This is a genomic window from Pseudomonas sp. H1_A03, assembly GCF_054685145.1.
In genome coordinates this window covers 2210131-2234153 of record NZ_CP162829.1, presented here as the reverse complement: position 1 = coordinate 2234153, position 24023 = coordinate 2210131, and the positions used below count along the sequence as shown (strand labels likewise).

Below are 24023 nucleotides of genomic sequence, written 5' to 3'. Positions count from 1 at the left end.
GGGCTCCGCCTCCAGGCCTTGTAGTATAGGGGGTCTACGGATGTGGCAAGTTGTCACGGCGATTTTTATGCATAAATCGCAGGCAATAAAAAACGCCCAGCTCCGTGAGGAGGCTGGGCGCTTTTGTGGAACGTAAAGCGAATTAACGCTTCGAGTACTGCGGACGCTTACGCGCTTTACGCAGACCGACTTTCTTACGTTCAACTTCACGGGCATCGCGAGTCACGAAGCCAGCTTTGCGCAGAGCGCCACGCAGGGTTTCGTCGTACTGCATCAGAGCGCGAGTGATACCGTGGCGGATTGCGCCAGCTTGACCACTTACACCGCCACCGATAACGGTGACGTAGATGTCGAACTTTTCAACGGTCTCGGTCAGTTCCAGCGGCTGACGAACTACCATGCGGGCAGTTTCGCGACCGAAGAAATTTTCCAGAGTGCGGTTGTTGATCGAGATGTTACCAGTGCCCGGACGCAGGAAAACGCGTGCGGTTGCGGTTTTGCGACGGCCAGTGCCGTAATTTTGAGTCGCCGACATAATGAACTATTCCGTTAAAACTTCAGTTCTTGGGGCTGCTGAGCAGCATGAGGGTGTACAGCGCCCGCATAGACTTTCAGCTTGCGAAACATATCGCGACCCAGTGGGCCCTTCGGCAGCATGCCTTTGACCGCGATTTCGATCGGGGCTTCAGGCTTCTTGGAAATCAGACCTTCGAAGTTCGAAGACTTGATACCGCCTGGGAAACCGGAGTGACGGTAGTACATTTTGTCTTGCGCTTTGTTGCCGGTAACACGTACCTGCTCAGCGTTGATGATCACGATGTAGTCACCGGTGTCAACGTGAGGGGTGTACTCAGGCTTGTGCTTGCCACGCAGACGGCTGGCGACTTCAGTGGCCAGACGACCCAGGGTCTGACCAGCGGCGTCGACGACAAACCAGTCGCGCTGAACTGTTTCCGGTTTTGCAGTAAAAGTTGTCATTCTTTAATAGCCTCAGGGGCCGCCCTGTAAATTAGACGGCGGATCTTACTGAATAGTGCGTACTTTGACAAGTCAAAGGCAGCCGGATACAGACGCTATCGGGGGCTCGGGTCGGCGCGTCCGTTCAACGGCAAGATTCTTCGGCAGACGGCGCATCACTTCCACTGCAGAAAGAGGTGGGCAATTATGCAGATTGCGAAAAAAAATTCAACCTGCTTTTATGATTGTTTTCCCTGAAGGAGTACCCGATGGATTATCGACAGCTGGGCCGTACGGATCTGAACGTGAGCGCGATAGCCTTGGGCACCATGACCTGGGGCGAGCAGAACAGCGAGGCAGAGGCCTTCGCACAGATCGAACGGGCCAAGGCCGCGGGGATCAACTTCCTCGACACCGCAGAAATGTACCCGGTGCCGCCCAAGGCCGACACCTATGCCACCACCGAGCGCTATATCGGTAATTACTTCAAAAGCCGTGGCGACCGGGCCGACTGGATCCTTGCCAGCAAGATTGCCGGCCCCGGCAACACCATTGATTACATCCGCGACGGCCACCTGCGCCACAACCGCAAGCACATCGTCGAAGCCCTGGATGCCAGCCTCAAGCGCCTGCAAACCGATTGGATCGACCTTTACCAACTGCACTGGCCGGAGCGCAGCACCAACTTCTTCGGCCAACTGAGCTACAAGCACAAGGACGAAGACGACCTCACCCCTCTGGAGGAAACCCTCGAAGCGCTGGACGAGCAAGTGAAGGCCGGCAAGATCCGCCACATCGGCCTGTCCAATGAAACGCCGTGGGGCACCATGAAATTCCTCGCCCTGGCCGAAGCCCGTGGCTGGAGCCGCGCGGTGTCGATCCAGAACCCGTACAACCTGCTCAACCGCAGTTTCGAGGTGGGTTTGGCGGAAGTCGCGATTCGTGAACAGTGCGGTTTGCTGGCGTATTCGCCACTGGCGTTCGGCATGCTCAGCGGCAAGTACGAGAACGGCGCGCGCCCTGCAAAAGCGCGCCTGACGGAATACAGCCGCTTCAGCCGCTACTTCAACCCGCAGTCGGAAGCAGCGTGCAGCCGTTATGTGGCGCTGGCTCGGGAGCATGGTCTGGACCCGGCGCAGATGGCCTTGGCGTTTGTCACGCAGCAGCCGTTTGTGACCAGCAACATCATCGGGGCGACAAGCCTGGAGCAGCTGGACAGCAACATTGCCAGTGCTGATCTGAAGCTGTCGAAAGAGGTGCTGGAGGGGATTGAGGCGATTCAGAAGGATCATCCGAATCCAGCGCCTTGATTGATCGTTAGATCGCTATCGCAGGCAAGCCAGCTCCCACATTTTGATTTGTGAACACCGTCAAATGTGGGAGCTGGCTTGCCTGCGATGGCGACGTCAAAAGCACCACAAGATCAAAGCGCCCGCGCAATAATCTCCTTCATGATCTCATTGGTCCCCGCATAAATCCGCTGCACCCGCGCATCCGCCCAGGCCCGGGCGATCGGGTATTCCCACATGAAGCCGTAGCCGCCGTGCAGCTGCACGCACTCATCGAGCACCTTGCACTGCAAGTCCGTGGCCCAGTACTTGGCCATCGCTGCCGTAGGCACATCCAGCTTGCCTTCCAGGTGCAACGCCATGCACTTGTCCACAAACACGCGGCCGATCTGAATCTCGGTGGCCATCTCCGCCAGCTTGAAGCGGGTGTTCTGGAAATCCGCAATTGCCTTGCCGAACGCCTTGCGTTCGCGGGTGTATTCCAGCGTCCACTGCAAAGCGGCCTCAGCAGATGACAGGGCACCAATCGCCACGGTCAATCGCTCCTGAGGCAACTCCTGCATCAAGTACGCGAAGCCCATGCCCGCCTGGCCCAACAGGTTTTCCTTGGGCACACGCACGTCCTGGAAGAACAGCTCCGATGTGTCCTGGGCCTTCATGCCCACCTTCTCCAGGCGCTTGCCCTTGGCGAAGCCCGGTGTGTCGGCGTCCACCAGGAACAGGCTGGTGCCCTTGGCACCGGCCTTGGGGTCGGTCTTGGCGACGACGATGACCAACTCGGCCAGGTAGCCATTGGTAATAAACGTCTTGGAGCCGTTGATCACATACTCATCGCCCTCCAGCACCGCCGTGGTCTTGACCCCTTGCAGGTCGGAACCCGCCCCCGGTTCAGTCATGGCAATAGCCGTGACCCTCTCGCCGGAGATCAACTTGGGCAGGTATTTGTGCTTCAGCGCCTCGCTGCCGTAATGCAGGATGTAGGGCGCCACAATATCCGAGTGCAGGGAAAAACCGATGCCAGTGAGGCCCAGCCGGCTGATCTCCTCGATCACCACCGCGCTGTACAAAAAGTCCGCGCCCAGCCCGCCGTATTCCTCCGGCAGATGGGAACACAGCATCCCCGCCTCCCCCGCCTTGCTCCACAAGTTGCGGTCGATGTAGCCCTGTTTCTCCCATTGCCCATGGAACGGCGCGGCGTCTTTTTCAAGGAAGGTACGCACGCTTTCGCGGAAGAGTTCGTGTTCCGGGCTGAACAAGGTTCTGGGAATCATGGGTCACCTGCGTGGATTGTCGGACAAAGACGAACCCACAGAGACTATGCCGCGAAGGCATCACGGGACACTGGACACATGCGACAAAAAATAAGACGATCCAGCCGTCTGGTGACCACTTTCCCCTATAAGAATAAATGAAATTATGTCTAACCAAATCTCCAAGCCGTTGCGGCGCGTCAGCATTTTGGCCATTGATCGGGTATTCGCTTCAACCCTCATGCAAGCCAAAGATTTCTTCCACCTCGCCAGCCTGCGTTACGGCAAGCAACTGGGCCAGGGCCTGACCCCTCCGTTCGAGACCCGACTGGTCAGCCCCGACGGGCAATCGGTGCGCAGCTTCAGTGATGTGATCATGCCGGTGGACGGCGGCCTGGAAGACGCCGACATCATCGTATTACCGGCCTTCTGGGATGACTTCGACGCCTTGTGCGCGCGCTACCCTCAAGTGCTGCCGTGGCTGCGCGAGCAACACGCCCGCGGTGCGGTGTTGTGCGGCGAAGCCACCGGGGTGTTCTGGCTGGCGGAAGCCGGCCTGCTCGACGGCAAGGAGGCGACTACCTACTGGCGTTTCTTCAACGCCTTCAGCGAGCGTTTCCCCAAGGTCCAGCTCAACCAGGACAAGCACCTCACCGACGCCGACAACCTGTATTGCGCTGGCGGCACCACCTCGGCGTGCGACCTCTACATCTACTTGATCGAGCGTTTCTGCGGCGCCAACATCGCCCAGGCCGTGGCCCGCGACATCCTCTACGAAGTGCAACGCAGCTATGCACCTGGACGCATCGGGTTTGGCGGGCAGAAGCTGCACCAGGACGTGATCATCCTGCAGATCCAGCATTGGCTCGAAGAGCATTTCGCCGACAAATTCCGCTTCGAAGATGTGGCACGGGAACACGGCATGAGCATCCGCAATTTCATGCGCCGCTTCCAGACCGCCACGGGTGACAAGCCGCTGCATTACCTGCAACGGTTACGGATTGAGACGGCGAAGGGACTGCTCTCGGGCAGCCGCAAGAGCATCAAGACTATCAGTTATGAGGTGGGTTATGACGATGCGAGTTTCTTTGCCAGGCTGTTCAGGCAGCACACCGAACTGTCGCCGAACCAGTATCGCCAGCAGTTCCAGCAGGCTGCGTAAGCCAAGACAAACACAACGCTAATGTGGGAGCTGGCTTGCCTGCGATAGCGGTACATCCGTCAGTAAATAAGTGACTGACACGCCGCCATCGCGGGCAAGCCCGGCTCCCACAGTTGATCTGCATTGCTCAGAAGATCGCATGAAAAAAGGCCCGCATCGCTGCGGGCCTTTTTCATTTCGAACTCTCGTTTACGGTTTGTGACCGCGCGACAGGAACTCGTGGGACTGCATTTCCAACAAACGACTCAGCGTGCGCTGGAACTCGAAGTTCAAACGTCCACCGGTGTACAGATCCTTCAGCTCGACTTCCGCCGAAATGATCAGCTTGACGTTACGGTCGTAGAACTCGTCGACCATGTTGATAAAGCGTCGCGCAATGTCGTCGGTGGTCACGCTCATCTGCTCCACGCCGCTCAAGATCACCGCGTGGAAGATCTTGCCCAGTTCGATGTAGTCGTTCTGGCTGCGCGGGCCGTCGCACAGTTGGCGGAACTCGAACCAAGCCACATCATCGCAGGTACGCAGCGCGATGATTTCGCGGTTCTCGATCATCAGCTTGTCGTTTTCCACCGCCTGGGTGCATTCCGGCGTCAGCGCACGGAAGCTTTTTTTCAGGCTTTCATGGGCCGCTTCGTTCAGCGGGAAGTGGAACAGCTCCGCTTGCTCCAGGTGGCGCAGGCGGTAGTCGACGCCGCTGTCGACGTTGACGATCTCGGTGTTCTGCTTGATCAACGCGATGGCCGGCAGGAAGCGTGCGCGTTGCAGGCCGTCCTTGTACAAACCGTCAGGCACGATGTTCGAGGTGGCGACCAGCGTCACGCCATTCTTGAACAGTTCTTCCATCAGCGTGCCAAGGATCATGGCATCAGTGATGTCGGAGACGAAAAATTCATCGAAGCAAATCACCCGCGCCTCGTCAGAGAAACGCTTGGCGATGATGGTCAACGGGTTTTTCTCGCCCGGCAGGGTCTTCATCTCTTCGTGCACACGCTTCATGAAGCGGTGGAAGTGCGTCCGCACCTTTTCCTTGAACGGCAGCGCTTCGAAGAACGTATCCACCAGGTAGGTCTTGCCACGGCCCACGCCACCCCAGAAATACAGGCCCTTGACCGGCGTGTGGTCTTTTTTGCCAAACAGCTTGCTGAACATCCCTGGCTTGCTTTGCGAGGCCGCGACCAGGTCGTCGTACAGGCGCTGCAAATGACGCACTGCCGTTTCCTGGGCCGCGTCATGGAAGAACTCAGGGCGTTTCAAATCAGCTTGATATCGTTCTAGGGGCGTCATAATTTCGTTAGCAAGGCAACAAAAACGGGCCGTCACTGTAACGACGGCCCTGGATAATGGCAATCAACCCTTGGTCGGGTTAATCCTCGAGGGGGGTCAACGCGACGCGCAGCGCGGCGATGGCGGCATCGCGGGACGCTTCGTCGGCGAACTCGGCGCTGTCCGCCACCACGCTACCGTCCAGCCATACGCTGAAGCTCAGGGCCTCAGGGCGCACATCCAGCGCGTCACCGTTTTGCAGTTGCTTGGTCACGGCACCTGCGGCTTTACCGTCGGCGAAATGACGCGAAAGCAATAATTGCTCGCCATCGGCGGCCAACAGGCGGAAGCGGAAGCTGCCGTCGTCTTCGCGAAAGCTCACGAAGCGCGCGGCTTTTGCGGCTTTCTTCTTCGCAGCGACCGGCGCCGCAGCTTGCTCGACAAACGAACGCAGGCCAACGGCTTCACGCAGCTCGGCGAGGAACGGCGCTGCCACGGCACGGGCCTTTTTGGCGCCGACCAGCAGCAGGTCTTCCATGTCCGATGGGCGCGACATCAGCGCGTGGTAGCGCTCGCGCGCTTCGCCCAACTGGCCATCCAGCAGCTGGAACAGACGGCTTTTCGCCTCGCCCCAGCCCAGGCCTTGCTGCAGCTCGGCACGGAATTCCTCTTCCTGGGCCTTGCTGGCAAACGCCTGATACAAGGTGAACAGGTGCGAATTGTCCGGATCCTTGGCTTCGCCTGGCGCGCGGGAGTCGGTGACGATCCGCGAGATGGCGTCTTTCATGTCCTTGGCGCTGGTGAACAACGGGATGGTGTTGTCGTAGCTTTTCGACATCTTGCGGCCGTCCAGGCCCGGCAAGGTGGCGACGCTTTCTTCGATCAACGCCTCAGGCATGGTGAAGAATTCTTTGCCGTTGCCAAACAGGTGGTTGAAGCGCTGGCCGATGTCGCGGGCCATTTCCACGTGCTGGATCTGGTCACGGCCGACCGGCACCTTGTGCGCATTGAACATCAGGATGTCCGCCGCCATCAGCACCGGGTAGCTGTACAGGCCCATGGTGATGCCGGCGTCCGGGTCTTCGCCGGTTTCCACGTTCTTGTCCACCGAGGCCTTGTAGGCGTGGGCGCGGTTGAGCAGGCCCTTGGCGGCCACGCAGGTCAGCAGCCACGTCAGCTCGGGGATTTCCGGGATGTCGGACTGGCGATAGAACGTCACCCGGTTTACATCCAGGCCACCGGCCAGCCAGGTCGCGGCGATTTCCATACGCGAACGCTGGATGCGCTGCGGGTCATCGCATTTGATCAGGGCGTGGTAGTCGGCCAGGAAGTAGAAGGAATCGGCATTGGCGTCCTGGCTGGCAAGGATCGCCGGGCGGATTGCACCGGCGTAGTTGCCCAGGTGCGGCGTGCCGGTGGTGGTGATGCCGGTGAGAATACGGGTACGAGTCGTCATGGGTTATCGCTTATCAGACTGCTATCAATTCGAGAGGCGCGGCAGGACCAGATCCTTGAGATCGGTGAGCTTGCCATGAAAAAAGTGTCCGCATTCTGCCACTTTCAGCAGCTCATGGGGGCGTTTCAGGGCGGCAGACCAGTCGTAGACGAGTTGTGGGTCGACCACTTCGTCGGTTTCAGGCTGGATCAGGGTCAATGGGCATCCCTGGGGCAGCAGGTCGTTGTCGCTCAAGCGCATCACCGCAGCAGCCACCATGAACAGATGTGACAGTTTTTCGCCCTTGGCTTCCAGGCGACCGCCGAGGCTGGCAGCGACGTAGCCACCGAAGGAAAAACCAAGCAAGGTGATCGGCAGCTCGGGGTGTTTTTCCCGCAGCCAGTTGGCAGCCGCTTCGGCATCGTCCACTTCACCGGTGCTCATGTCGTGGGTGCCGGCACTTGCGCCGACACCACGGTAATTGAAACGCAAAGTAATCAATCCAGCATCGCGGGCAGTGCGCTGCAGGGTCGACACAACTTTATTAAGCATGGTCCCACCCTGCACCGGGTTAGGGTGACAGATCAGCGCTAGGCCACGCGGCTCGGGGTGATCCAGGTACAGGGCTTCCAATTGGCCTACCGGGCCATCGATCAAAACGGGGGTTTCACGCATGAGCAAGAGATGAACTCCGTGACCTCTCAATGGGTCGACTCGTCTAGCTAAAAGTCTGTGCATGGCATCATTGCGAGCTTAATCGCGGTATACAGCGCAGGTTTGAGCCGTTAACGTAAAGCAAAGCCGTTTATAGAGGAAGGACTCGTGGAACACTCGCTCTTAGTTTGGTTGTTGCCGACTCTTGCCCTGGTTGCCGGTGTCGCCATTGGATTCCTGGTTGCTCGCCTGCTGCCGAATGCCGCGCCTAACCGCACGCAGCGTCAGTTGGATGACATTCAGGAACGTTTTGACAGTTATCAGAATGAGGTGGTTACCCACTTCAACAGCACCGCGACCTTGGTCAAGAAGCTCACCCAGAGCTACCAGGAAGTACAGGACCACCTCGCCGATGGTGCCAACCGCCTGGCTCTCGACGACATTACCCGTCAGCGTCTGCTGGCCGCGTTGCATTCCGATGCACCGCAAGCGCCACGGGAGCGCCTGACCCCGCCGCGGGAAAACCAGGAGCCTCCACGGGACTACGCGCCAAAAACGCCGAACGCCCCTGGCATGCTGGATGAGCATTACGGTCTGAAGAAGTAACTCGTCTTCAAACAATAAAAAGCCCGGCTGATCGATGATCAGCCGGGCTTTTTTGTGAGTCTCACAAACAACATCAAATCAAATGTGAAAAGTGCAAGACCTTACGCCAATGGTTGTTCTTGCAAGCGCCCGCTTTCGATCCGCACATGCCGCCCATGGAAACGCTTGAGGCTGCTGCGATGCCCCACGCTGACAATGCTCAGCCCCGGCAGCTCATCAATCAACGTTTGGTACAGCGTTGCCTCATCCTCTTCATCCATAGCCGACGTCGCTTCGTCCATGTACAGCCATTGCGGCGCATACAACAACGCACGGGCGAAGGCCAGGCGCTGCTGCTCGCCCGGGGAGAGCATGCGCTGCCAGTGGTTGGCTTCGTCCAGACGACCCACCAGATGGGGTAAACGGCACGTCTCGAGGACCTGTGCATAACGTTCTGCCGGGTAGGCGCTGTCGTCCTGTGGATAACTCAACACCGCCTTCAGCGTGCCAATCGGCAAGTACGGTTTTTGCGGCAGGAACAAAGAGCGCTCGGCCGGCAGGCGAATATTACCGTGGCCGTTGGGCCACAGGTTGCCCATAGCCCGCAGCAAGGTCGACTTGCCGCTGCCGGAACGACCGCTGAGCATCACGCGCTCACCTTCGGCGACGACCAGGTCGGCGCTCTGCAGCAGATGGCGGCCGTCTGCGAGGTCCAGGCTCAGGTCCTTGACCTGCAAATCCCCGCCTTGATGTTGCAAGCCAATGCCCATGGTGCGGTTTTCGTTGTCGTGCATGGCCTGGCCGAAACTCAGCAGACGATCACAGGTGGCGCGCCAACTGGCCAGCATCGTATAGGCGTCGACAAACCAGCTGAGGCTGCCCTGCACACTGCCAAACGCCTGGGCCACCTGCATCAGTACGCCCAGTTCGATTTTGCCGGAAAAATAACGCGGCGCCGCGACCACAAAGGGAAAGATAATCGCGATCTGGGAGTAACCACTGGTAAAAAAATTCAGGCGCTTCTTGAGCTGCATGATGCTCCAGAAATTGCTCCACACCCGCCCGAAACGCGCACTCAATTGCTGGTGTTCGTTGCGCTCGCCATTGATCAGCGCGATGCTTTCCGCGTTTTCGCGCACCCGCACCAGGCTGAAACGCAAGTCGGCCTCAAACCGTTGTTGACGGTTGCTCAGGCCGATCAGTTTTCGACCAATCAAGTGGGTCAACCAACTGCCGACCACCGCATAAACCAGCGCCGCCCAGAACATGTAGCCGGGAATGGTGATGCCCCACACTTCGATACTGCCGGACACGCCCCACAGAATCACCGAGAACGACACCAGGCTCACCAGGTTGCTGATAAAACCCAGCCCCAAGTTGAGGGTGCTGCTGGTAAAAGCGTTGAGGTCTTCGGAGATACGCTGGTCGGGGTTATCGGTGTAGCCGCCGTATTCCAGGTGGTAGTAATTCTTGTGGCTCAACCATTGGGCAAAGTAGGTTTCCGTCAGCCAGCGGCGCCAGCGGATGGTGAGCATCTGTTGCAAATAGGAGGTGAACACACCGGTCACGATTGCCACCACCGCAATCACGCTGAAGTACATCAGTAGATGGGTGAAGGCGTCGTAGTCCTTGTGCTCCAGGGCGTTGTAGAAGTCGCGGTTCCAACTGTTGAACCATACCGACACAGCGACGCTGAACAGCGAAAGCCCCAGTACCACCAACAGCAGCAGCCAGGCCTTGCCCTTCTCTTCGCTACGCCAATAAGGCGTGATCAGCCCCCACACCCGCCGTAAAAATTGCCCACGCACCGCGTCGTTGACCGCGGAGTACTCAGCGTTCTGATTCATCGTTCAGGCTCGGTAGGGATTAGGTCACAGGCGTATGAACCGATCATAGGTGATCGGTTCATACGCCTGTGCGGCCTGAAGCAGACTGTTCAGCTTAGGTTCAGCGACGTACCGGGCGCTTCTGCAACTTACGCTGCAAGGTGCGGCGATGCATGCCCAGGGCACGGGCAGTGGCGGATATATTGCCTTCGTGCTCGGTCAGCACGCGCTGGATGTGCTCCCACTGCAAGCGGTCCACCGACATCGGGTTTTCCGGCACCAGGGTGTCGAGGTCAGCGTGCTCGGACAGCAAGGCGGCCAGTACGTCGTCGGCGTCTGCCGGCTTGCACAGGTAGTTGCACGCGCCGCGCTTGATGGCTTCGACCGCAGTGGCAATGCTGGAGTAACCGGTGAGGATCACCACACGCATTTCCGGGTCGAGTTCCAGCAACCTGGGCAACAGCACCAGGCCGGAGTCGCCGTCCATTTTCAGGTCGAGCGCAGCGTAGTCCGGCAGGTCGGCCTGGGCGATGGTCAGGCCCTCTTCGGCGGAACCTGCGGTGCTGACGCGGAAACCACGACGGCTCATGGCACGCGCCATCACGCGGGTAAACGTGGCGTCGTCATCTACCAGCAACAGGTGCGGCAGTTCTTCGCCTTCGACTTGGATCTCGTCACTCATCGATATCTCCTCGTGCGACACGGGGCAGGCGCAGCTCGGTGAGCGTACCGCCTTCCTCATGACTATAGAGTTTCACTGAGCCGCCCGCGCGGGTCACGCTGGCCTTGCTCAAAAACAGGCCGAGGCCGAAGCCTTTGCCCTTGGTGGTAAAGAACGGTTTACCGATCTGCTCGGCAATCGCCAGCGGCACACCCGCGCCGTGGTCACGAATGCTGATAGTCACGTTTTCGGCATCCCAGTCCAACTGTACGCCCAGGCCTTCGGGGCAGGCGTCAGCGGCGTTGTTCAGCAGGTTGAGCAGGGCCTGGGTCAAATCCGGTGGCGGCGCCATGCGCGGCACGCTGCCCTGCCCCAGCAGATGAAAACGGTAACTGGCTTCGGGGCGCATCAGGTGCCAGCGGTTCAGGGCTTCGTCGAGCCACTGGGTCACGTCCTGCATCTCCACCGCCAGGCGGCGATTGGCTTCGGCGGCGCGTACCAACTGCTGAAGGGTCTGCTTGCACTGCTTGACCTGCTCACGCAGCACGCCGAGATCTTCTTGCAACGCCGGGTCGTGATGGTCCTGGGTCATTTCGTTGAGCAGCACGCTCATGGTGGCCAAGGGTGTGCCCAGCTCATGGGCGGCGCCGGCTGCCTGGGTGGCAACGGCCAACAACTGCTGGTCGCGCAAGCCTTCTTCACGGCGAATGGCGCGCAGTTCTTCCTGGCGGCGCAGTTCTTCGGCCATGCGGGCAGCGAAGAACGTAATGACCGCAGCGGACAGAGCAAAGCTCAGCCACATCCCGTAGATCTGCAGGTTTTCCCGCGCGATCGGGAACGTTTGCAGCGGATAGAAGCGCGCCAACAGCAAGGTGTACAGCGTCAACGCGATGCCCGACAGCACCACCGAATAGCGCCACGGCAGGGTCACGGCGGCGATGGTCAGTGGCACCAGGTAATAAGAAACAAACGGATTGGTGGAACCACCGGAGAAATACAGCAACACACTGTGGATAAACAGGTCGCACGCCAATTGCAGGGCGTATTCCAGCTCGGTCACCGGCCACGTGGTGCGCAACCGGATGGCGGTAAACACACAGAGCACGATGGAGAAACCCAGGGTCACGCCCAATTGCAGCCATGGCAGCGGCAACAGGTCGAACCAATAGGCGAGCCCGACAGAGCCGGCCTGTGCGGCCAGTACCAGGGTACGGATGAACGTCAGGCGCCAGAGGTTCTGGCGGGTGGCGGAAGTCAGTTTTACGGCGGCGAGCATGAGCTCTCCCGGTGAGCGCTGCAGGCGGATCGGCAGGAGTATAAACGAAGCCGGCAGGCTGGCACGGCGCGTGTGGCTCTTTGCCGCAGGCCGGGCAAATGACCGTTCGTCGGCGTCGCCGCAACTTGTAGCTAATGTGTAAACCCGAAGAACCCAACGCCATCGTCTACAGTCTTACCGAACACGAACATCCCAAGGAGCTTTCATGTCTCGTTTCACTCGCAGTGCAGCCGTTATCACGCTCAGCGTCAGCGCCCTGGCCAGCCTTCCGGCCCTGGCCGCCGATGAGCTGCATTACAACCAGATTTCCCTGCGCGCCGAGGCCAGCCAGGAAGTGGCCCGCGACAAGATGATCGTCACGCTGTACACCGAATCCCAGAACAGCGACCCGGCCAAGCTCGCCGCCGAAATCACTGAAACGATGAACAAGGCCCTCGGCCAGGCCCGCGAAGTCAAAGCCGTGACCCTGCGCCAAGGCAGCCGCAACAGCTACCCGATCTACGACAACAAGAACCAGAAGATCACTGGCTGGCGTGAGCGTGCCGAACTGCGCCTGGAAAGCGCGGACTTCCCGGCGCTGTCCAAGCTCACCGGCGAACTGCTGACCACCCTGAAGATGGACAACATGGACTTCGCCATCGCCGACGCCACGCGCAAGTCCAGTGAAGATGCGCTGCTCAAGGATGCGGTTGCCGCCTTCAAGGCACGCGCGCAACTGGCCACCGATGCGTTGGGCGGCAAGGGCTACAAGATCGTCAACCTGAACTTCAACACCAACGGTTACCCAATGCCTTATGCCCGTGGCGGCATGATGATGAAGGCAGCGATGGCCGATTCGGCACCGACACCGGAAGTAGAAGCCGGCACCAGCCAAGTCACCATGAGTGCCGATGGCGTGATCGAAGTGCAGATGCAGTGACCCCTACCTGACAAACCTGAACGGCGTTACCCTCGGTGACGTCGTTTTCGTTTGGGCAGCTTATGTATGCCTGCCACTTCAGGGGGTCTCCATGGAAAGAATCGCCTTAAAACCGCTCCTCCTCGCCGCAGGCCTGCTGGCCTTTATGCCGTTGGCCCAGGCGGCCAGCACCCTGGTCTACTGCTCCGAAGCCAGCCCCGCCGGTTTCGACCCCAGCCAGTACACCAGCGGCACCGATTTTGATGCATCTGCCGAAACCGTGTTCAACCGGCTGACCCAGTTCAAGCGCGGCGGCACCGAAGTCGAACCTGGCCTGGCGACAAGCTGGGATGTTTCCAAGGACGGCCTGACGTATACCTTCCACCTGCGCGATGGCGTCAAGTTCCACACCACGGATTTCTTCACGCCTACTCGCGACTTCAACGCGGATGACGTGCTGTTCACCTTCAATCGCCTGCTGGATGCCGAAAGCCCGTTTCGCAAAGCCTACCCTTCCGAGTCGCCGTACTTCACCGACATGGGCTTGAACACCACGATCAAGAGCGTCGACAAACTCGACGAACACACCGTGCGCTTCAACCTGAACAACGTCGATGCGTCGTTCGTGCAGAACCTGGCCATGAGCTTCGCTTCGGTGCAATCCGCCGAGTACGCCGCGCAACTGCTCAAACAAGGCACAGCCTCCGACATCAACCAGAAGCCGGTGGGCACCGGGCCGTTTGTGTTCAAGCGCTACCAGAAGGATTCGCAGATCCGCTACGTGGCCAACAAACAGTATTGGAAGCCCGAAGAGGTGAAACTCGACAACCTGGTGTTCGCCATTACCCCGGATGCCGCGTCACGCCTGCAAAAGCTCAAGGCCGGCGAATGCCAGGTCAGCGGCTACCCGCGCCCCGCCGATATCGAAGTGATGAAGCGGGACCCGAATCTGCGCGTGCTGCAGCAAGCCGGTTTCAACCTGGGCTTTCTGGCCTACAACGTGACCCACCCGCCGCTGGACCAGCTCAAGGTGCGCCAGGCGCTGGATATGGCGATCGACAAGCCGGCGATCATCAAGGCCGTGTACCAGGGCGCCGGGCAATTGGCGCAGAACGCTCTGCCCCCTGCGCAGTGGTCTTATGACCCGACCATCAAAGACGCGCCGCACGACCCGACCAAGGCTCGGGCGCTACTAAAAGAAGCAGGGGTTGCACCCGGTACCACCATCAACCTGTGGGCGATGACCGTACAACGCGCGTCCAACCCAAACGCGCGCATGTCCGCGCAGATGATCCAGCAGGATTGGGAAAAGGTGGGCATCAAGGCCAACATCGTCAGCTATGAATGGGGCGAATACATCAAGCGCGCCAAAAACGGCGAGCACGATGCGATGATTTATGGCTGGACCGGCGACAACGGCGACCCGGATAACTGGCTTGGCGTGCTCTACAGTTGTGCTGCGGTCAAGGGCAGCAACTACGCTAAATGGTGTAACCCGGCGTACGACAAACTCGTGCAACAAGCCAAGATCAGCAATGACCGCGAGCAGCGCATCAAGTGGTATCAACAGGCGCAGAAAATCCTTAAGGAACAGGTACCTATAACGCCTATCGCAAACTCGACGATTTTCCAACCCATGCGCAAGGAAGTCAAAGACTTCAAGATCAGCCCCTTCGGGTTGACGCCGTTCTATGGCGTGAGTCTAGATAAGTAACAGCAACGCCCCAACCGAGTGCGCCAGACGCCTCGGTTGGTCTTTTTTAGTGCGCTGCTTGCACCGAAAAAACCCTCGAAATATGCGCAAATATGTACAAACTTTCATAATTGCGACATTCCTGTACGTTCGTACCACTGTTTCACCCTCGTAACGGTTCAGCATCTTGCAATGGGTATGGCGCCTGCATAAGTATCCGCAGGCCGACTCACGAGGTCGCCCTCACCATCAAAAATGACAACAAATCATGAGGCCAACATGCTTAGAAACGCAGTCATTCCGTTAATTGTTAGCGCTGGCCTAATGGCCGCGGCGCCTTTCGCCCAAGCGGCGACTAACCTGGTGTTCTGCTCCGAAGGGAGCCCGGCCGGTTTTGATCCAGGCCAGTACACCACCGGAACAGACTTCGATGCCTCGGCCGAAACCATGTTCAACCGCCTGACCCAGTTCGAACGCGGCGGCACCGCCGTGATTCCTGGGTTGGCCACCAGCTGGGACGTGTCTTCGGATGGCTTGACCTACACCTTTCACCTGCGTGATGGCGTCAAGTTCCACACCACCTCGTACTTCAAGCCGACCCGTACCTTCAATGCCGATGACGTGCTGTTCACGTTCAACCGCATGATCAACAAGGACGATCCGTTCCGCAAAGCCTACCCCACTGAGTTCCCGTACTTCACGGACATGGGGATGGACACCAACATCAAGAACATCGAGAAAGTCGATGAGCACACCGTCAAGTTCACCCTTGGCACTGTGGACGCCGCGTTCATCCAGAACCTGGCAATGAGCTTCGCCTCGATCCAGTCGGCTGAATACGCCGCTCAACTGCTCAAGGAAGGCAAGCCTGCGGACATCAACCAGAAGCCAATCGGCACTGGCCCGTTCGTGTTCAAGAGCTACCAGAAAGACTCGAACATTCGTTACACCGGCAACAAGGACTACTGGAAACCTGAAGATGTGAAGATCGACAACCTGATCTTCGCCATCACCACCGACCCGTCGGTGCGTATCCAGAAACTCAAGAAAAACGAATGCCAGATCACCTTGTTCCCACGCCCGGCCGACCTCAAGGCGCTGGGTGAAGACAAGGACCTGAAACTGCCGCACCAGGCCGGTTTCAACCTGGGCTACATCGCCTACAACGTCATGGACAAGGTCAAGGGCAGCGACCAGCCAAACCCGCTGGCCGACCTGCGTGTGCGCCAGGCGCTGGACATGTCGGTGAACAAGCAGCAGATCATCGACTCCGTGTACCAGGGCGCTGGCCAATTGGCCGTGAACGCCATGCCACCGACCCAATGGTCATATGACACCACCATCAAGGACGCCAAGTTCGACCCAGAGAAAGCCAAGGCGCTGCTCAAGGAAGCCGGCGTCAAGGAAGGGACCGAAATCGTTCTGTGGGCCATGCCGGTTCAGCGTCCGTACAACCCGAACGCCAAGCTGATGGCTGAAATGCTGCAAAACGACTGGAAGAAGATCGGTCTGAACGTGAAAATCACCAGCTACGAGTGGGGCGAGTACATCAAGCGCTCCAAAGGTGGCGAGAACCAGGCCATGATCATTGGCTGGAGCGGTGACAATGGTGACCCGGACAACTGGCTGAACGTGCTGTTCGGCTGCGACTCGCTGTCGGGTAACAACTTCTCCAAATGGTGCGACAAGAAATTCGACGGCATCGTGAAAGAAGCCAAGGCCACATCGGACGTCGCCAAACGCACCGAGCTGTACAAGCAGGCGCAACATGTCCTCAAAGATGCAGTCCCGATGACACCTATCGCGCACTCGACGGTGTATCAACCCATGCGCACCACCGTGCAGGACTTCAAGATCAGCCCGTTTGGCTTGAACTCCTTCTACGGCGTGAGCGTCAGCGGCAAGTAAGAAGCCTTGGCGGCGACGTTGCATAACGTCGCCGTTATTGCATCCGCCCGACCCGTAGGAAACAGACCACGCTTGCAATCGTTGCGTCCTACAGCAGCGAACTGCGATGCGTGACTCCGTTGCCTACAAGGTCAATCCGATTTGGTGCATTTACTGCCAGGTCCGCGACCCATAACGTCGTAGGACAGCAGAAGCACCAACCTCGGAAGGGTACTTGCTGCGTGTGGGATCAGTGATGTCCCCCTGGCCGAACGCCAGGGTGATTGCTCGCTGATGACAACTACAAACAAGGATCGGGATCGTCATGCGCCATACCACCGTTCTATCCGCAATTTTTGGCACCAGCCTTCTGGCCGTGGCCACGATGGGCCAAGCCGCCGACAAGAAGAGCCTGGTGTTCTGCTCGGAAGGCAGCCCGGCAGGTTTTGACACCGCGCAGTACACCACCGCCACCGATAACGATGCGGCCGAGCCGCTGTACAACCGCCTGGTTGAGTTTGAAAAAGGTGAGACCAATGTGGTGCCGGGGTTGGCAACCAAGTGGGATATTTCCGAAGACGGCCTGACGTACACCTTCCACCTGCGTGAAGGGGTGAAATTCCATAGCAACAAAGAATTCAAGCCAACGCGGGACTTCAACGCCGACGACGTGCTGTTCACCTTCAACCGCATGCTTGACCCTGAGCACCCGTTTCGCAAGGCCTACCCCACCGAGTTTCCGTACTTCAACGGAATGAGCCTGAACAAGAACATTGCCAAGGTCGAGAAAACCGACCCGCACACCGTGGTGATGACCTTGAACACGGTCGACGCTGCGTTCGTGCAGAACATTGCCATGAGTTTCGCTGCGATCCTGTCGGCCGAATACGCCGAGCAGTTGCTCAAGACCGGTAAGCCGAGCGATATCAACCAGAAGCCGATCGGCACTGGCCCCTTCGTGTTCCAGCGTTATCAGAAAGATTCGCAGATCCGTTACGTGGCCAACAAACAGTACTGGGACCCGAGCCGGGTCAAGCTCGACCAGTTGATCTTCGCCATCAACACCGACGCTTCGGTGCGGGTGCAAAAACTCAAGGCCGGCGAATGCCAGGTAACCCTGCATCCGCGCCCGGCTGACGTGGACGCCCTCAAGGCGGACCCGAACCTGCAACTGCTGACCAAGCCAGGCTTCAACCTCGGCTACATCGCCTACAACGTGCGCCACAAGCCATTCGACCAGCTCGAAGTGCGCCAGGCGCTGGACATGGCGGTGAACAAGCAGAGCATTCTGAATGCCGTGTACCAGGGCGCGGGGCAACTGGCGGTCAACGCGATGCCGCCGACGCAGTGGTCCTACGACGACAGCATCAAGGACGCCGCCTACAACCCGGAAAAAGCCAAGGAACTGCTCAAGGCCGCCGGCGTGAAGGAAGGTACCGAGATCACCCTGTGGGCAATGCCGGTACAACGGCCGTACAACCCCAACGCCAAGCTGATGGCCGAGATGCTGCAAAGCGACTGGGCCAAGATCGGCCTCAAGGTCAAGATCGTCAGCTACGAGTGGGGCGAGTACATCAAGCGCACCAAGAACGGTGAGCACGATATCAGCCTGATCGGCTGGACCGGCGACAATGGTGACCCGGACAACTGGCTGGGCACGCTTTATAGCTGCGACGCCATCGGCGGGAACAACTACTCCATGTGGTGTGACCCGGCGTACGACAAGTTGATCAAGCAAGCCAAGGTCGTGACTGACCGCGAACAAAGGACTGTTCTGTACAAACAGGCGCAGCAACTGCTCAAGCAGCAGGTGCCAATCACGCCAGTCGCCCACTCGACGGTCAACCAGCCGTTAAGCACCAAAGTCGAAGGTTTCAAAGTGAGCCCCTTCGGCCGCAACGTGTTCTCGGGCGTCAGTATCACCCCATAAGAAAATAACCGGATTGCGCAGGGCGAACATCGCCTTGCTGCAAACGCGCGGCCTTCTATTAGGATTTTTCCTACGGCAAACGTTTGCAATGGCTTGAACGAGTTACACACCCAATAGCCGGATCACCAAAAAAGACCGGCATTAAAAAGAGAACCAAAGGAGCTTCATTCATGAAACTGAGCAGCAAAGCGCTTCTGGCCCTGGCCATCAGCAGCATCACGGCCACCGCCTACGCTGAATCCGTCAGCCAGGACTTCGTTCCGACTACCCTGGCCGGCACCAGCGCGCAAAGCGAAGCCAAAGGCTTTATCGAAGACTTCAGCCTGGGCGGCACCACGCGTAACTGGTACTCCCACGAAAGCAAATACCGTGGCGGCACCTTCGAATACAAAAAGCATGGCCAGACGCTGACTGACCGTAACCGTACCAACTGGGTACAGGGCACGATCATCAACGCCAGCTCGGGTTTCACCCAGGGCACCGTAGGCGTCAAGACTGAATTGGCGGTGTACAACGCCGTGGTCCTGGACCGCAGCAAGCGTGATATCAAGGGCGGCTCCAACCGTACCCTGGCTGACTCCGACGGTGATGCAGTAGGCCAATGGAGCAAACTGGGCCTGGCCAACGTGCAGTTCCGTGTGTCGAACACCACATTGACTGCCGGTCGTCAGAACTTCAGCAGCGGCATCGTCGACACCATCGGCAACCGTGCCCTGCCATCGAGCTTTGAAGGTGTGAGTTTCAACAGCGAAGAGTTCAGCAACCTGTCGTTCCAAGGTGGCGTGTTTGACCGCGTTTCGCCACGTACCGAACAGAGCCTGTCGAAATTCCGCAGCGAATACGGCAATGGCGCGGAAACCGACAAGGTGTCCACCCTGGGCCTGAACTACCAGCCGCTGAAAAGCCTGAAAGTCAGCGTCTTCGGCGCCAACGTGAAGGACTTCTGGAACCAGTACTACTTCGGCGCAACCCACGAGCTGGGTGATGCCCAGCAACTGGCGCTGACCACCGGTTTCAACTACTACAAGACTGTCGATGAAGGCAAAAAAGAGATGGGGGAAATCGACAACGATACCTACTCCCTGTCCCTGGGCCTGGCTCACCAGGCACACAGCCTGACCTTCTCCTACCAGGCTGTGAACGGTAACGAATACTTCGACTACCTGCACGAAACCAACGGCATCTACCTGGCCAACTCCCTGACCTCTGACTTCAACGGCCCGAACGAGAAATCGTTCCAGGTTGCCTATGGCATCAACATGGCCGAATACGGCGTGCCAGGCTTGAAGTTCAACATCTACTCGGCGCGTGGCTGGGGCATCGACGGCACTCACTACACCGGCAACAACGGTCGGGCCAAGTTCGCCTACGACGGCATCCAGAACCAGGACGGCGAAAAACACCAGGAATACGGTGTTGGCGGCTCTTACGCCATCCAAAGCGGCCCACTCAAGGCCACCACCGTGCGCGCAACCTATGTTGAGCACCGTGGCAGCGAGTTCCAGGCAGATGGCAGCATCAAAGAGTTCCGTCTGGTGACCACTGTTCCATTCAACATCCTTTAATTAGCGCCAGGTAGACGGCGGGCTCAGGACGAGCCCGCCGTCTACGTTTGTCTGGTCCCATCGATTGCAGAGGGCTCTGAATGAAAATGCTTCCACTACAAGCCGCCATGGCTGCCGCGCTGTTGAGCGTGGCGATCGGCGTTTCGGCCAAACCGCTGGTGGTCTGCACCGAAGCCAGCCCGGAGGGTTTCGACCCGGTCCTGTACACCACGGCCGTGACCGCTGACGCTGCTGCTGAAACCATGTTCAACCGCCTGGTGGATTTCAAGCCCGGCACCACTGAAGTGATCCCCGCGCTGGCCAAAGACCTGCCCGAGATCAGCGCCGATGGCCTGACCTACACCTTTCACCTGCGTGACGACATCAAGTTCCACACCACCGACTACTTCAAACCCACGCGCAACATGAACGCCGACGACGTGCTTTGGAGCTTCCAGCGCCAGCTGGACCCGAATCACCCGTGGCATAAAAAGTCCCTCGTGGGCTACCCGTACTTTGAAAGCATGGGCTTCAAGGAACTGCTCAAGAGCGTAGAGAAGACGGACGATCATACCGTCGTCTTTACCCTGACCCGTCCTGAAGCACCGTTCCTGGCCGACCTGGGCATGGCATTTTCTTCAATCCATTCGAAGGAATACGCCGACCAGTTGCTCAAATCCGGCAAGACCGAAGACCTGAACGCCAAGCCCATCGGCACTGGCCCGTTCATCTTCACCCGTTATCAGAAAGACGCCCAGGCGCGGTTCAAGGCCAACCCCGACTATTTCCGCGGCAAACCGGCAGTAGACCCGCTGATCCTGGCGGTCACCACCGATAACAACGTGCGCCTGCAGAAGCTCAAGGCCAACGAATGTCAGATCGCGTTATTCCCCAAGCCGGATGACATTCCAAGCATCAAGAAAGACCCTAACCTGAAAGTCGATGAGCTGGCAGCGATGACCACCAGTTACACGGCGTTGAACACCACCCACAAATACATGAGCGATGCGCGGGTCCGTCACGCGATCAACATCGCGTTCGACAAGGCCGGCTATACAGAAGCCCTGTTCGGCAAAGGCAATGCGGTGGTGGGCACCGGCCCTTATCCGCCGACCTTGCTGGGCTTCAGCGACAAGCTGAAGAATCCGCCCCGCGACCTGGACAAGGCCCGCGCCCTGCTCAAGGAAGCCGGCGTACCGGAAGGCACCGAATTCACCCTGTTCACCCGTAACGGCGGCGGCCCGACCAACCCTAACCCGATGCTCGGCGCACAGCGCATGCAGGCGGATCTGGCGCAGATTGGCTTGAAGGTCAATATCAAAGTTATGGAATGGGGCGAGATGCTCAAGCGTGCTAAAAACGGCGAGCACGACATGGTTTCGGCTGGCTGGGTAGGTGATAACGGCGACCCGGACAATTTCCTTACGCCAAACCTGAGTTGCGATGCTGCGAAAAACGGCGAAAACTACGCACGTTGGTGTAACAAAGAGTTTCAAGACTTGATCGATAAGGCACGTGCCGTCGCTGAACCCGGCCAGCGCGCTGCACTCTATGAACAAGCACAGGACGTTTTCGACAAGGACCAACCATGGCTTCCCATGGCTTACCCGAAACTGTTCACCGCCATGCGCAAGAACGTAGAAGGCTTCACCCAAAGCCCTCTGGGTACAAATAACTTCGCCACCACCCAGGTGAAGTAAATAAGAAAAACGCTCGGCGCCGTCGCTATTGACGGCGCCGGACCTGCCTAACCGGCTGATTGAGGTACACAACAAGATGTTTAGTTTTATTGCCCGCCGACTGGGGTTACTGATCCCCACGTTCTTCGGCATCACGTTGCTGACGTTTGCGTTGATTCGCATGATCCCTGGCGACCCCGTCGAAGTCATGATGGGCGAACGACGAGTCGACCCCGAGATGCACGCACAGGCAATGGAACGCCTTGGCCTTAACAAGCCGTTGTATGCGCAATATCTGGACTATGTCGGCAAGCTCGCCCAAGGCGACCTTGGCGAATCGCTGCGGACCCGGACCAGCGTGTGGACCGAATTCACCGCCCTCTTCCCGGCGACCCTGGAACTGTCCATGGCCGCCCTGTTGTTCGCCGGTATCCTGGGCCTGCTGGCCGGGGTGATCGCGGCACTTAAACGAGGATCCCTGTTCGACCACGGGGTGATGGGCATCTCCCTGGCGGGATATTCGATGCCGATCTTCTGGTGGGGCCTGATCCTGATCATGTTCTTCTCGGTGAGCCTGGGCTGGACCCCGGTTTCCGGGCGTATCGACCTGCTCTACGACATCGAGCCGCGCACCGGCTTCATGCTGATCGACACCCTGCTGGCTGACGAGCCAGACGCGTTCTGGGATGCACTGCACCACCTGATCCTGCCGGCCATCGTGCTTGGCACCATCCCGCTGGCAGTGATCGCGCGGATGACCCGGTCGTCGATGCTCGAAGTACTGCGCGAAGACTACATCCGCACCGCCAAGGCCAAGGGCCTGTCGCCGGCGCGCGTGGTATTCGTACACGGCCTGCGTAACGCGTTGATCCCGGTATTGACCGTGGTCGGCCTGCAAGTCGGCACGCTGCTGGCCGGTGCGGTTTTGACCGAAACCATCTTCTCGTGGCCCGGCATCGGCAAATGGCTGATCGAAGCCATTGGCGCGCGGGACTACCCGGTGGTGCAAAACGGCATTCTGCTGATCGCCTGCCTGGTGATCCTGGTGAACTTCGTGGTGGATATCCTCTACGGCTTCGCCAACCCACGCATCCGTCACCAGCGCTGAGATCAAGACCATGACCACACCTACTCCAGTGTCAGCAGTCGATCAAAGCCTGCTGTACCCGTCCCCGTACAAAGAATTCTGGCAAGCCTTCTCCAAGAACAAGGGCGCGGTTGCCGGCCTGTTGTTCATGTTGCTGATTGTGTTCTGCGCGATCTTCGCGCCCTGGGTTGCGCCGCATAACCCAAGCGAGCAATACCGCGACTTCCTGCTGACCCCGCCGGCCTGGCTGGAAGGCGGGCAGATGCAGTTCCTGTTGGGCACCGACGAATTGGGCCGTGATTTGCTCTCGCGCCTGATTCAGGGCTCGCGTCTGTCGTTGCTGATCGGTTTGTCGTCGGTGGTGATGTCGCTGATCCCGGGGATCCTGCTGGGTCTGTTCGCCGGATTCTTCCCACGCTTGCTCGGCCCGACCATCATGCGTTTGATGGACATCATGCTGGCCTTGCCCTCGCTGCTGCTGGCCGTTGCCATTGTCGCGATCCTCGGCCCTGGCCTGATCAACACCGTGATCGCCATCGCTATCGTCTCGTTGCCGTCCTACGTGCGTCTGACCCGCGCGGCGGTGATGGGCGAACTGAACCGTGACTACGTGACCGCCGCCCGCCTCGCCGGCGCCGGCCTGCCACGCCTGATGTTCATCACCGTGCTGCCCAACTGCATGGCGCCACTGATCGTACAGGCCACCTTGAGTTTCTCTTCGGCGATCCTCGATGCCGCGGCCCTGGGCTTCCTTGGCCTCGGCGTACAACCGCCAACCCCAGAGTGGGGGACCATGCTGGCGTCGGCCCGTGACTACATCGAACGCGCCTGGTGGGTGGTGAGCCTGCCTGGTTTGACCATTTTGCTCAGCGTGCTGGCAATCAACTTGATGGGTGACGGCCTGCGCGATGCGCTGGACCCGAAACTCAAGAACGCCGCCTGAGGAG

At 58.9% G+C, this 24023-nt stretch carries 20 protein-coding genes; 11 read left to right on the top strand and 9 right to left on the bottom strand.

Annotated elements, in window-relative coordinates; all coding sequences use genetic code 11:
• Nucleotides 1-142: 142 nt before the first annotated feature.
• Nucleotides 143-535 (bottom strand): 30S ribosomal protein S9, encoded by a 393-nt coding sequence (gene rpsI / locus AB4O35_RS10240; protein WP_003216038.1) that lies wholly within the window; start codon nt 533-535, stop codon nt 143-145.
• Nucleotides 536-549: 14 nt separating this feature from the next.
• On the bottom strand, nt 550-978 hold the full coding sequence (gene rplM, locus AB4O35_RS10235) for a 50S ribosomal protein L13 (protein WP_003171742.1): 429 nt from the start codon (nt 976-978) through the stop codon (nt 550-552).
• 248 nt (nt 979-1226) lie between these two features.
• Here rplM and AB4O35_RS10230 point away from each other — a divergent pair, with 248 nt between their 5' ends.
• Nucleotides 1227-2267 (top strand): NADP(H)-dependent aldo-keto reductase, encoded by a 1041-nt coding sequence (locus tag AB4O35_RS10230; RefSeq protein WP_065879620.1) that lies wholly within the window; start codon nt 1227-1229, stop codon nt 2265-2267.
• Nucleotides 2268-2380: 113 nt separating this feature from the next.
• Here AB4O35_RS10230 and AB4O35_RS10225 read toward each other — a convergent pair whose 3' ends face one another.
• Nucleotides 2381-3517: an acyl-CoA dehydrogenase family protein gene (locus AB4O35_RS10225; RefSeq protein ID WP_065875121.1), complete on the bottom strand. Its 1137-nt coding sequence runs from the start codon at nt 3515-3517 to the stop codon at nt 2381-2383.
• A 220-nt stretch (nt 3518-3737) separates the two neighbouring features.
• On the opposite strand from AB4O35_RS10225, the gene AB4O35_RS10220 reads away from it, so the two are divergent.
• A complete protein-coding gene (locus AB4O35_RS10220) occupies nt 3738-4658 on the top strand; it encodes a GlxA family transcriptional regulator (protein ID WP_175403050.1) in 921 nt (306 codons plus the stop codon).
• A gap of 189 nt (nt 4659-4847) precedes the next feature.
• On the opposite strand, the gene zapE is transcribed toward AB4O35_RS10220, so the two are convergent.
• The 3 genes from zapE to AB4O35_RS10205 form a co-directional block, all read right to left on the bottom strand.
• A complete protein-coding gene (gene zapE / locus AB4O35_RS10215; protein ID WP_012722199.1) occupies nt 4848-5942 on the bottom strand; it encodes a cell division protein ZapE in 1095 nt (364 codons plus the stop codon).
• 79 nt (nt 5943-6021) lie between these two features.
• Nucleotides 6022-7377, bottom strand: a complete 1356-nt coding sequence (locus tag AB4O35_RS10210) for a tryptophan--tRNA ligase (protein ID WP_065875122.1) — start codon at nt 7375-7377, stop codon at nt 6022-6024.
• A gap of 24 nt (nt 7378-7401) precedes the next feature.
• Nucleotides 7402-8031, bottom strand: coding sequence for an alpha/beta hydrolase (locus tag AB4O35_RS10205; protein WP_065875123.1), 630 nt, complete (start codon nt 8029-8031; stop codon nt 7402-7404).
• A gap of 147 nt (nt 8032-8178) precedes the next feature.
• Here AB4O35_RS10205 and AB4O35_RS10200 point away from each other — a divergent pair, with 147 nt between their 5' ends.
• On the top strand, nt 8179-8616 hold the full coding sequence (locus AB4O35_RS10200) for a Z-ring associated ZapG family protein (protein ID WP_017138275.1): 438 nt from the start codon (nt 8179-8181) through the stop codon (nt 8614-8616).
• Between the two features lie 101 nt (nt 8617-8717).
• Here the strand turns inward: AB4O35_RS10200 and AB4O35_RS10195 are convergent, their stop codons facing one another.
• The 3 genes from AB4O35_RS10195 to AB4O35_RS10185 form a co-directional block, all read right to left on the bottom strand.
• Nucleotides 8718-10442: an ABC transporter ATP-binding protein/permease gene (locus tag AB4O35_RS10195; protein WP_065946180.1), complete on the bottom strand. Its 1725-nt coding sequence runs from the start codon at nt 10440-10442 to the stop codon at nt 8718-8720.
• Between the two features lie 100 nt (nt 10443-10542).
• A complete protein-coding gene (locus tag AB4O35_RS10190) occupies nt 10543-11103 on the bottom strand; it encodes a response regulator transcription factor (RefSeq protein WP_043048539.1) in 561 nt (186 codons plus the stop codon).
• Nucleotides 11096-12358, bottom strand: a complete 1263-nt coding sequence (locus tag AB4O35_RS10185; RefSeq protein WP_065875125.1) for an ATP-binding protein — start codon at nt 12356-12358, stop codon at nt 11096-11098. The genes AB4O35_RS10190 and AB4O35_RS10185 overlap by 8 nt, the downstream gene beginning before the upstream one ends.
• 205 nt (nt 12359-12563) lie before the next feature.
• On the opposite strand from AB4O35_RS10185, the gene AB4O35_RS10180 reads away from it, so the two are divergent.
• The 8 genes from AB4O35_RS10180 to AB4O35_RS10145 all read left to right on the top strand — a co-directional run bounded on the left by AB4O35_RS10180 (nt 12564) and on the right by AB4O35_RS10145 (nt 24019).
• Nucleotides 12564-13277, top strand: coding sequence for an SIMPL domain-containing protein (locus AB4O35_RS10180; protein ID WP_049710019.1), 714 nt, complete (start codon nt 12564-12566; stop codon nt 13275-13277).
• A gap of 91 nt (nt 13278-13368) precedes the next feature.
• Nucleotides 13369-14970 (top strand): ABC transporter substrate-binding protein, encoded by a 1602-nt coding sequence (locus AB4O35_RS10175; protein WP_460149583.1) that lies wholly within the window; start codon nt 13369-13371, stop codon nt 14968-14970.
• Nucleotides 14971-15228: 258 nt separating this feature from the next.
• Complete coding sequence (locus AB4O35_RS10170) at nt 15229-16857, top strand: ABC transporter substrate-binding protein (RefSeq protein WP_065875127.1); 1629 nt, start codon at nt 15229-15231, stop codon at nt 16855-16857.
• A gap of 364 nt (nt 16858-17221) precedes the next feature.
• Nucleotides 17222-18766 carry an ABC transporter substrate-binding protein gene (locus AB4O35_RS10165; RefSeq protein ID WP_371905303.1) on the top strand — a complete coding sequence of 515 codons (1545 nt, stop codon included), beginning with the start codon at nt 17222-17224 and terminating at the stop codon, nt 18764-18766.
• Nucleotides 18767-18936: 170 nt separating this feature from the next.
• Entirely contained in the window at nt 18937-20331 is a 1395-nt protein-coding gene (locus AB4O35_RS10160; protein ID WP_065875129.1) for an OprD family outer membrane porin, read from the top strand.
• A gap of 80 nt (nt 20332-20411) precedes the next feature.
• A complete protein-coding gene (locus AB4O35_RS10155) occupies nt 20412-22010 on the top strand; it encodes an ABC transporter substrate-binding protein (protein ID WP_065879624.1) in 1599 nt (532 codons plus the stop codon).
• Nucleotides 22011-22086: 76 nt separating this feature from the next.
• On the top strand, nt 22087-23097 hold the full coding sequence (locus tag AB4O35_RS10150) for an ABC transporter permease subunit (protein ID WP_003171721.1): 1011 nt from the start codon (nt 22087-22089) through the stop codon (nt 23095-23097).
• A 10-nt stretch (nt 23098-23107) separates the two neighbouring features.
• Nucleotides 23108-24019 (top strand): ABC transporter permease subunit, encoded by a 912-nt coding sequence (locus AB4O35_RS10145; protein WP_010213191.1) that lies wholly within the window; start codon nt 23108-23110, stop codon nt 24017-24019.
• The last annotated feature ends 4 nt before the right edge of the window (nt 24020-24023 follow it).

Bases quoted from the DNA above. Each gene is read 5' to 3' on its own strand.
- AB4O35_RS10185 (WP_065875125.1), bottom strand. From the start codon at position 12,358: ATGCTCGCCGCCGTAAAACTGACTTCCGCCACCCGCCAGAACCTCTGG.
- AB4O35_RS10190 (WP_043048539.1), bottom strand. From the start codon at position 11,103: ATGAGTGACGAGATCCAAGTCGAAGGCGAAGAACTGCCGCACCTGTTG.
- rplM (WP_003171742.1), bottom strand. From the start codon at position 978: ATGACAACTTTTACTGCAAAACCGGAAACAGTTCAGCGCGACTGGTTT.
- AB4O35_RS10195 (WP_065946180.1), bottom strand. From the start codon at position 10,442: ATGAATCAGAACGCTGAGTACTCCGCGGTCAACGACGCGGTGCGTGGG.
- AB4O35_RS10155 (WP_065879624.1), top strand. From the start codon at position 20,412: ATGAAAATGCTTCCACTACAAGCCGCCATGGCTGCCGCGCTGTTGAGC.
- AB4O35_RS10225 (WP_065875121.1), bottom strand. From the start codon at position 3,517: ATGATTCCCAGAACCTTGTTCAGCCCGGAACACGAACTCTTCCGCGAA.
- AB4O35_RS10230 (WP_065879620.1), top strand. From the start codon at position 1,227: ATGGATTATCGACAGCTGGGCCGTACGGATCTGAACGTGAGCGCGATA.
- rpsI (WP_003216038.1), bottom strand. From the start codon at position 535: ATGTCGGCGACTCAAAATTACGGCACTGGCCGTCGCAAAACCGCAACC.
- AB4O35_RS10150 (WP_003171721.1), top strand. From the start codon at position 22,087: ATGTTTAGTTTTATTGCCCGCCGACTGGGGTTACTGATCCCCACGTTC.
- AB4O35_RS10175 (WP_460149583.1), top strand. From the start codon at position 13,369: ATGGAAAGAATCGCCTTAAAACCGCTCCTCCTCGCCGCAGGCCTGCTG.
- AB4O35_RS10205 (WP_065875123.1), bottom strand. From the start codon at position 8,031: ATGCGTGAAACCCCCGTTTTGATCGATGGCCCGGTAGGCCAATTGGAA.
- AB4O35_RS10210 (WP_065875122.1), bottom strand. From the start codon at position 7,377: ATGACGACTCGTACCCGTATTCTCACCGGCATCACCACCACCGGCACG.
- AB4O35_RS10220 (WP_175403050.1), top strand. From the start codon at position 3,738: ATGCAAGCCAAAGATTTCTTCCACCTCGCCAGCCTGCGTTACGGCAAG.
- AB4O35_RS10180 (WP_049710019.1), top strand. From the start codon at position 12,564: ATGTCTCGTTTCACTCGCAGTGCAGCCGTTATCACGCTCAGCGTCAGC.
- AB4O35_RS10145 (WP_010213191.1), top strand. From the start codon at position 23,108: ATGACCACACCTACTCCAGTGTCAGCAGTCGATCAAAGCCTGCTGTAC.
- AB4O35_RS10160 (WP_065875129.1), top strand. From the start codon at position 18,937: ATGAAACTGAGCAGCAAAGCGCTTCTGGCCCTGGCCATCAGCAGCATC.
- AB4O35_RS10165 (WP_371905303.1), top strand. From the start codon at position 17,222: ATGGGCCAAGCCGCCGACAAGAAGAGCCTGGTGTTCTGCTCGGAAGGC.
- zapE (WP_012722199.1), bottom strand. From the start codon at position 5,942: ATGACGCCCCTAGAACGATATCAAGCTGATTTGAAACGCCCTGAGTTC.
- AB4O35_RS10170 (WP_065875127.1), top strand. From the start codon at position 15,229: ATGCTTAGAAACGCAGTCATTCCGTTAATTGTTAGCGCTGGCCTAATG.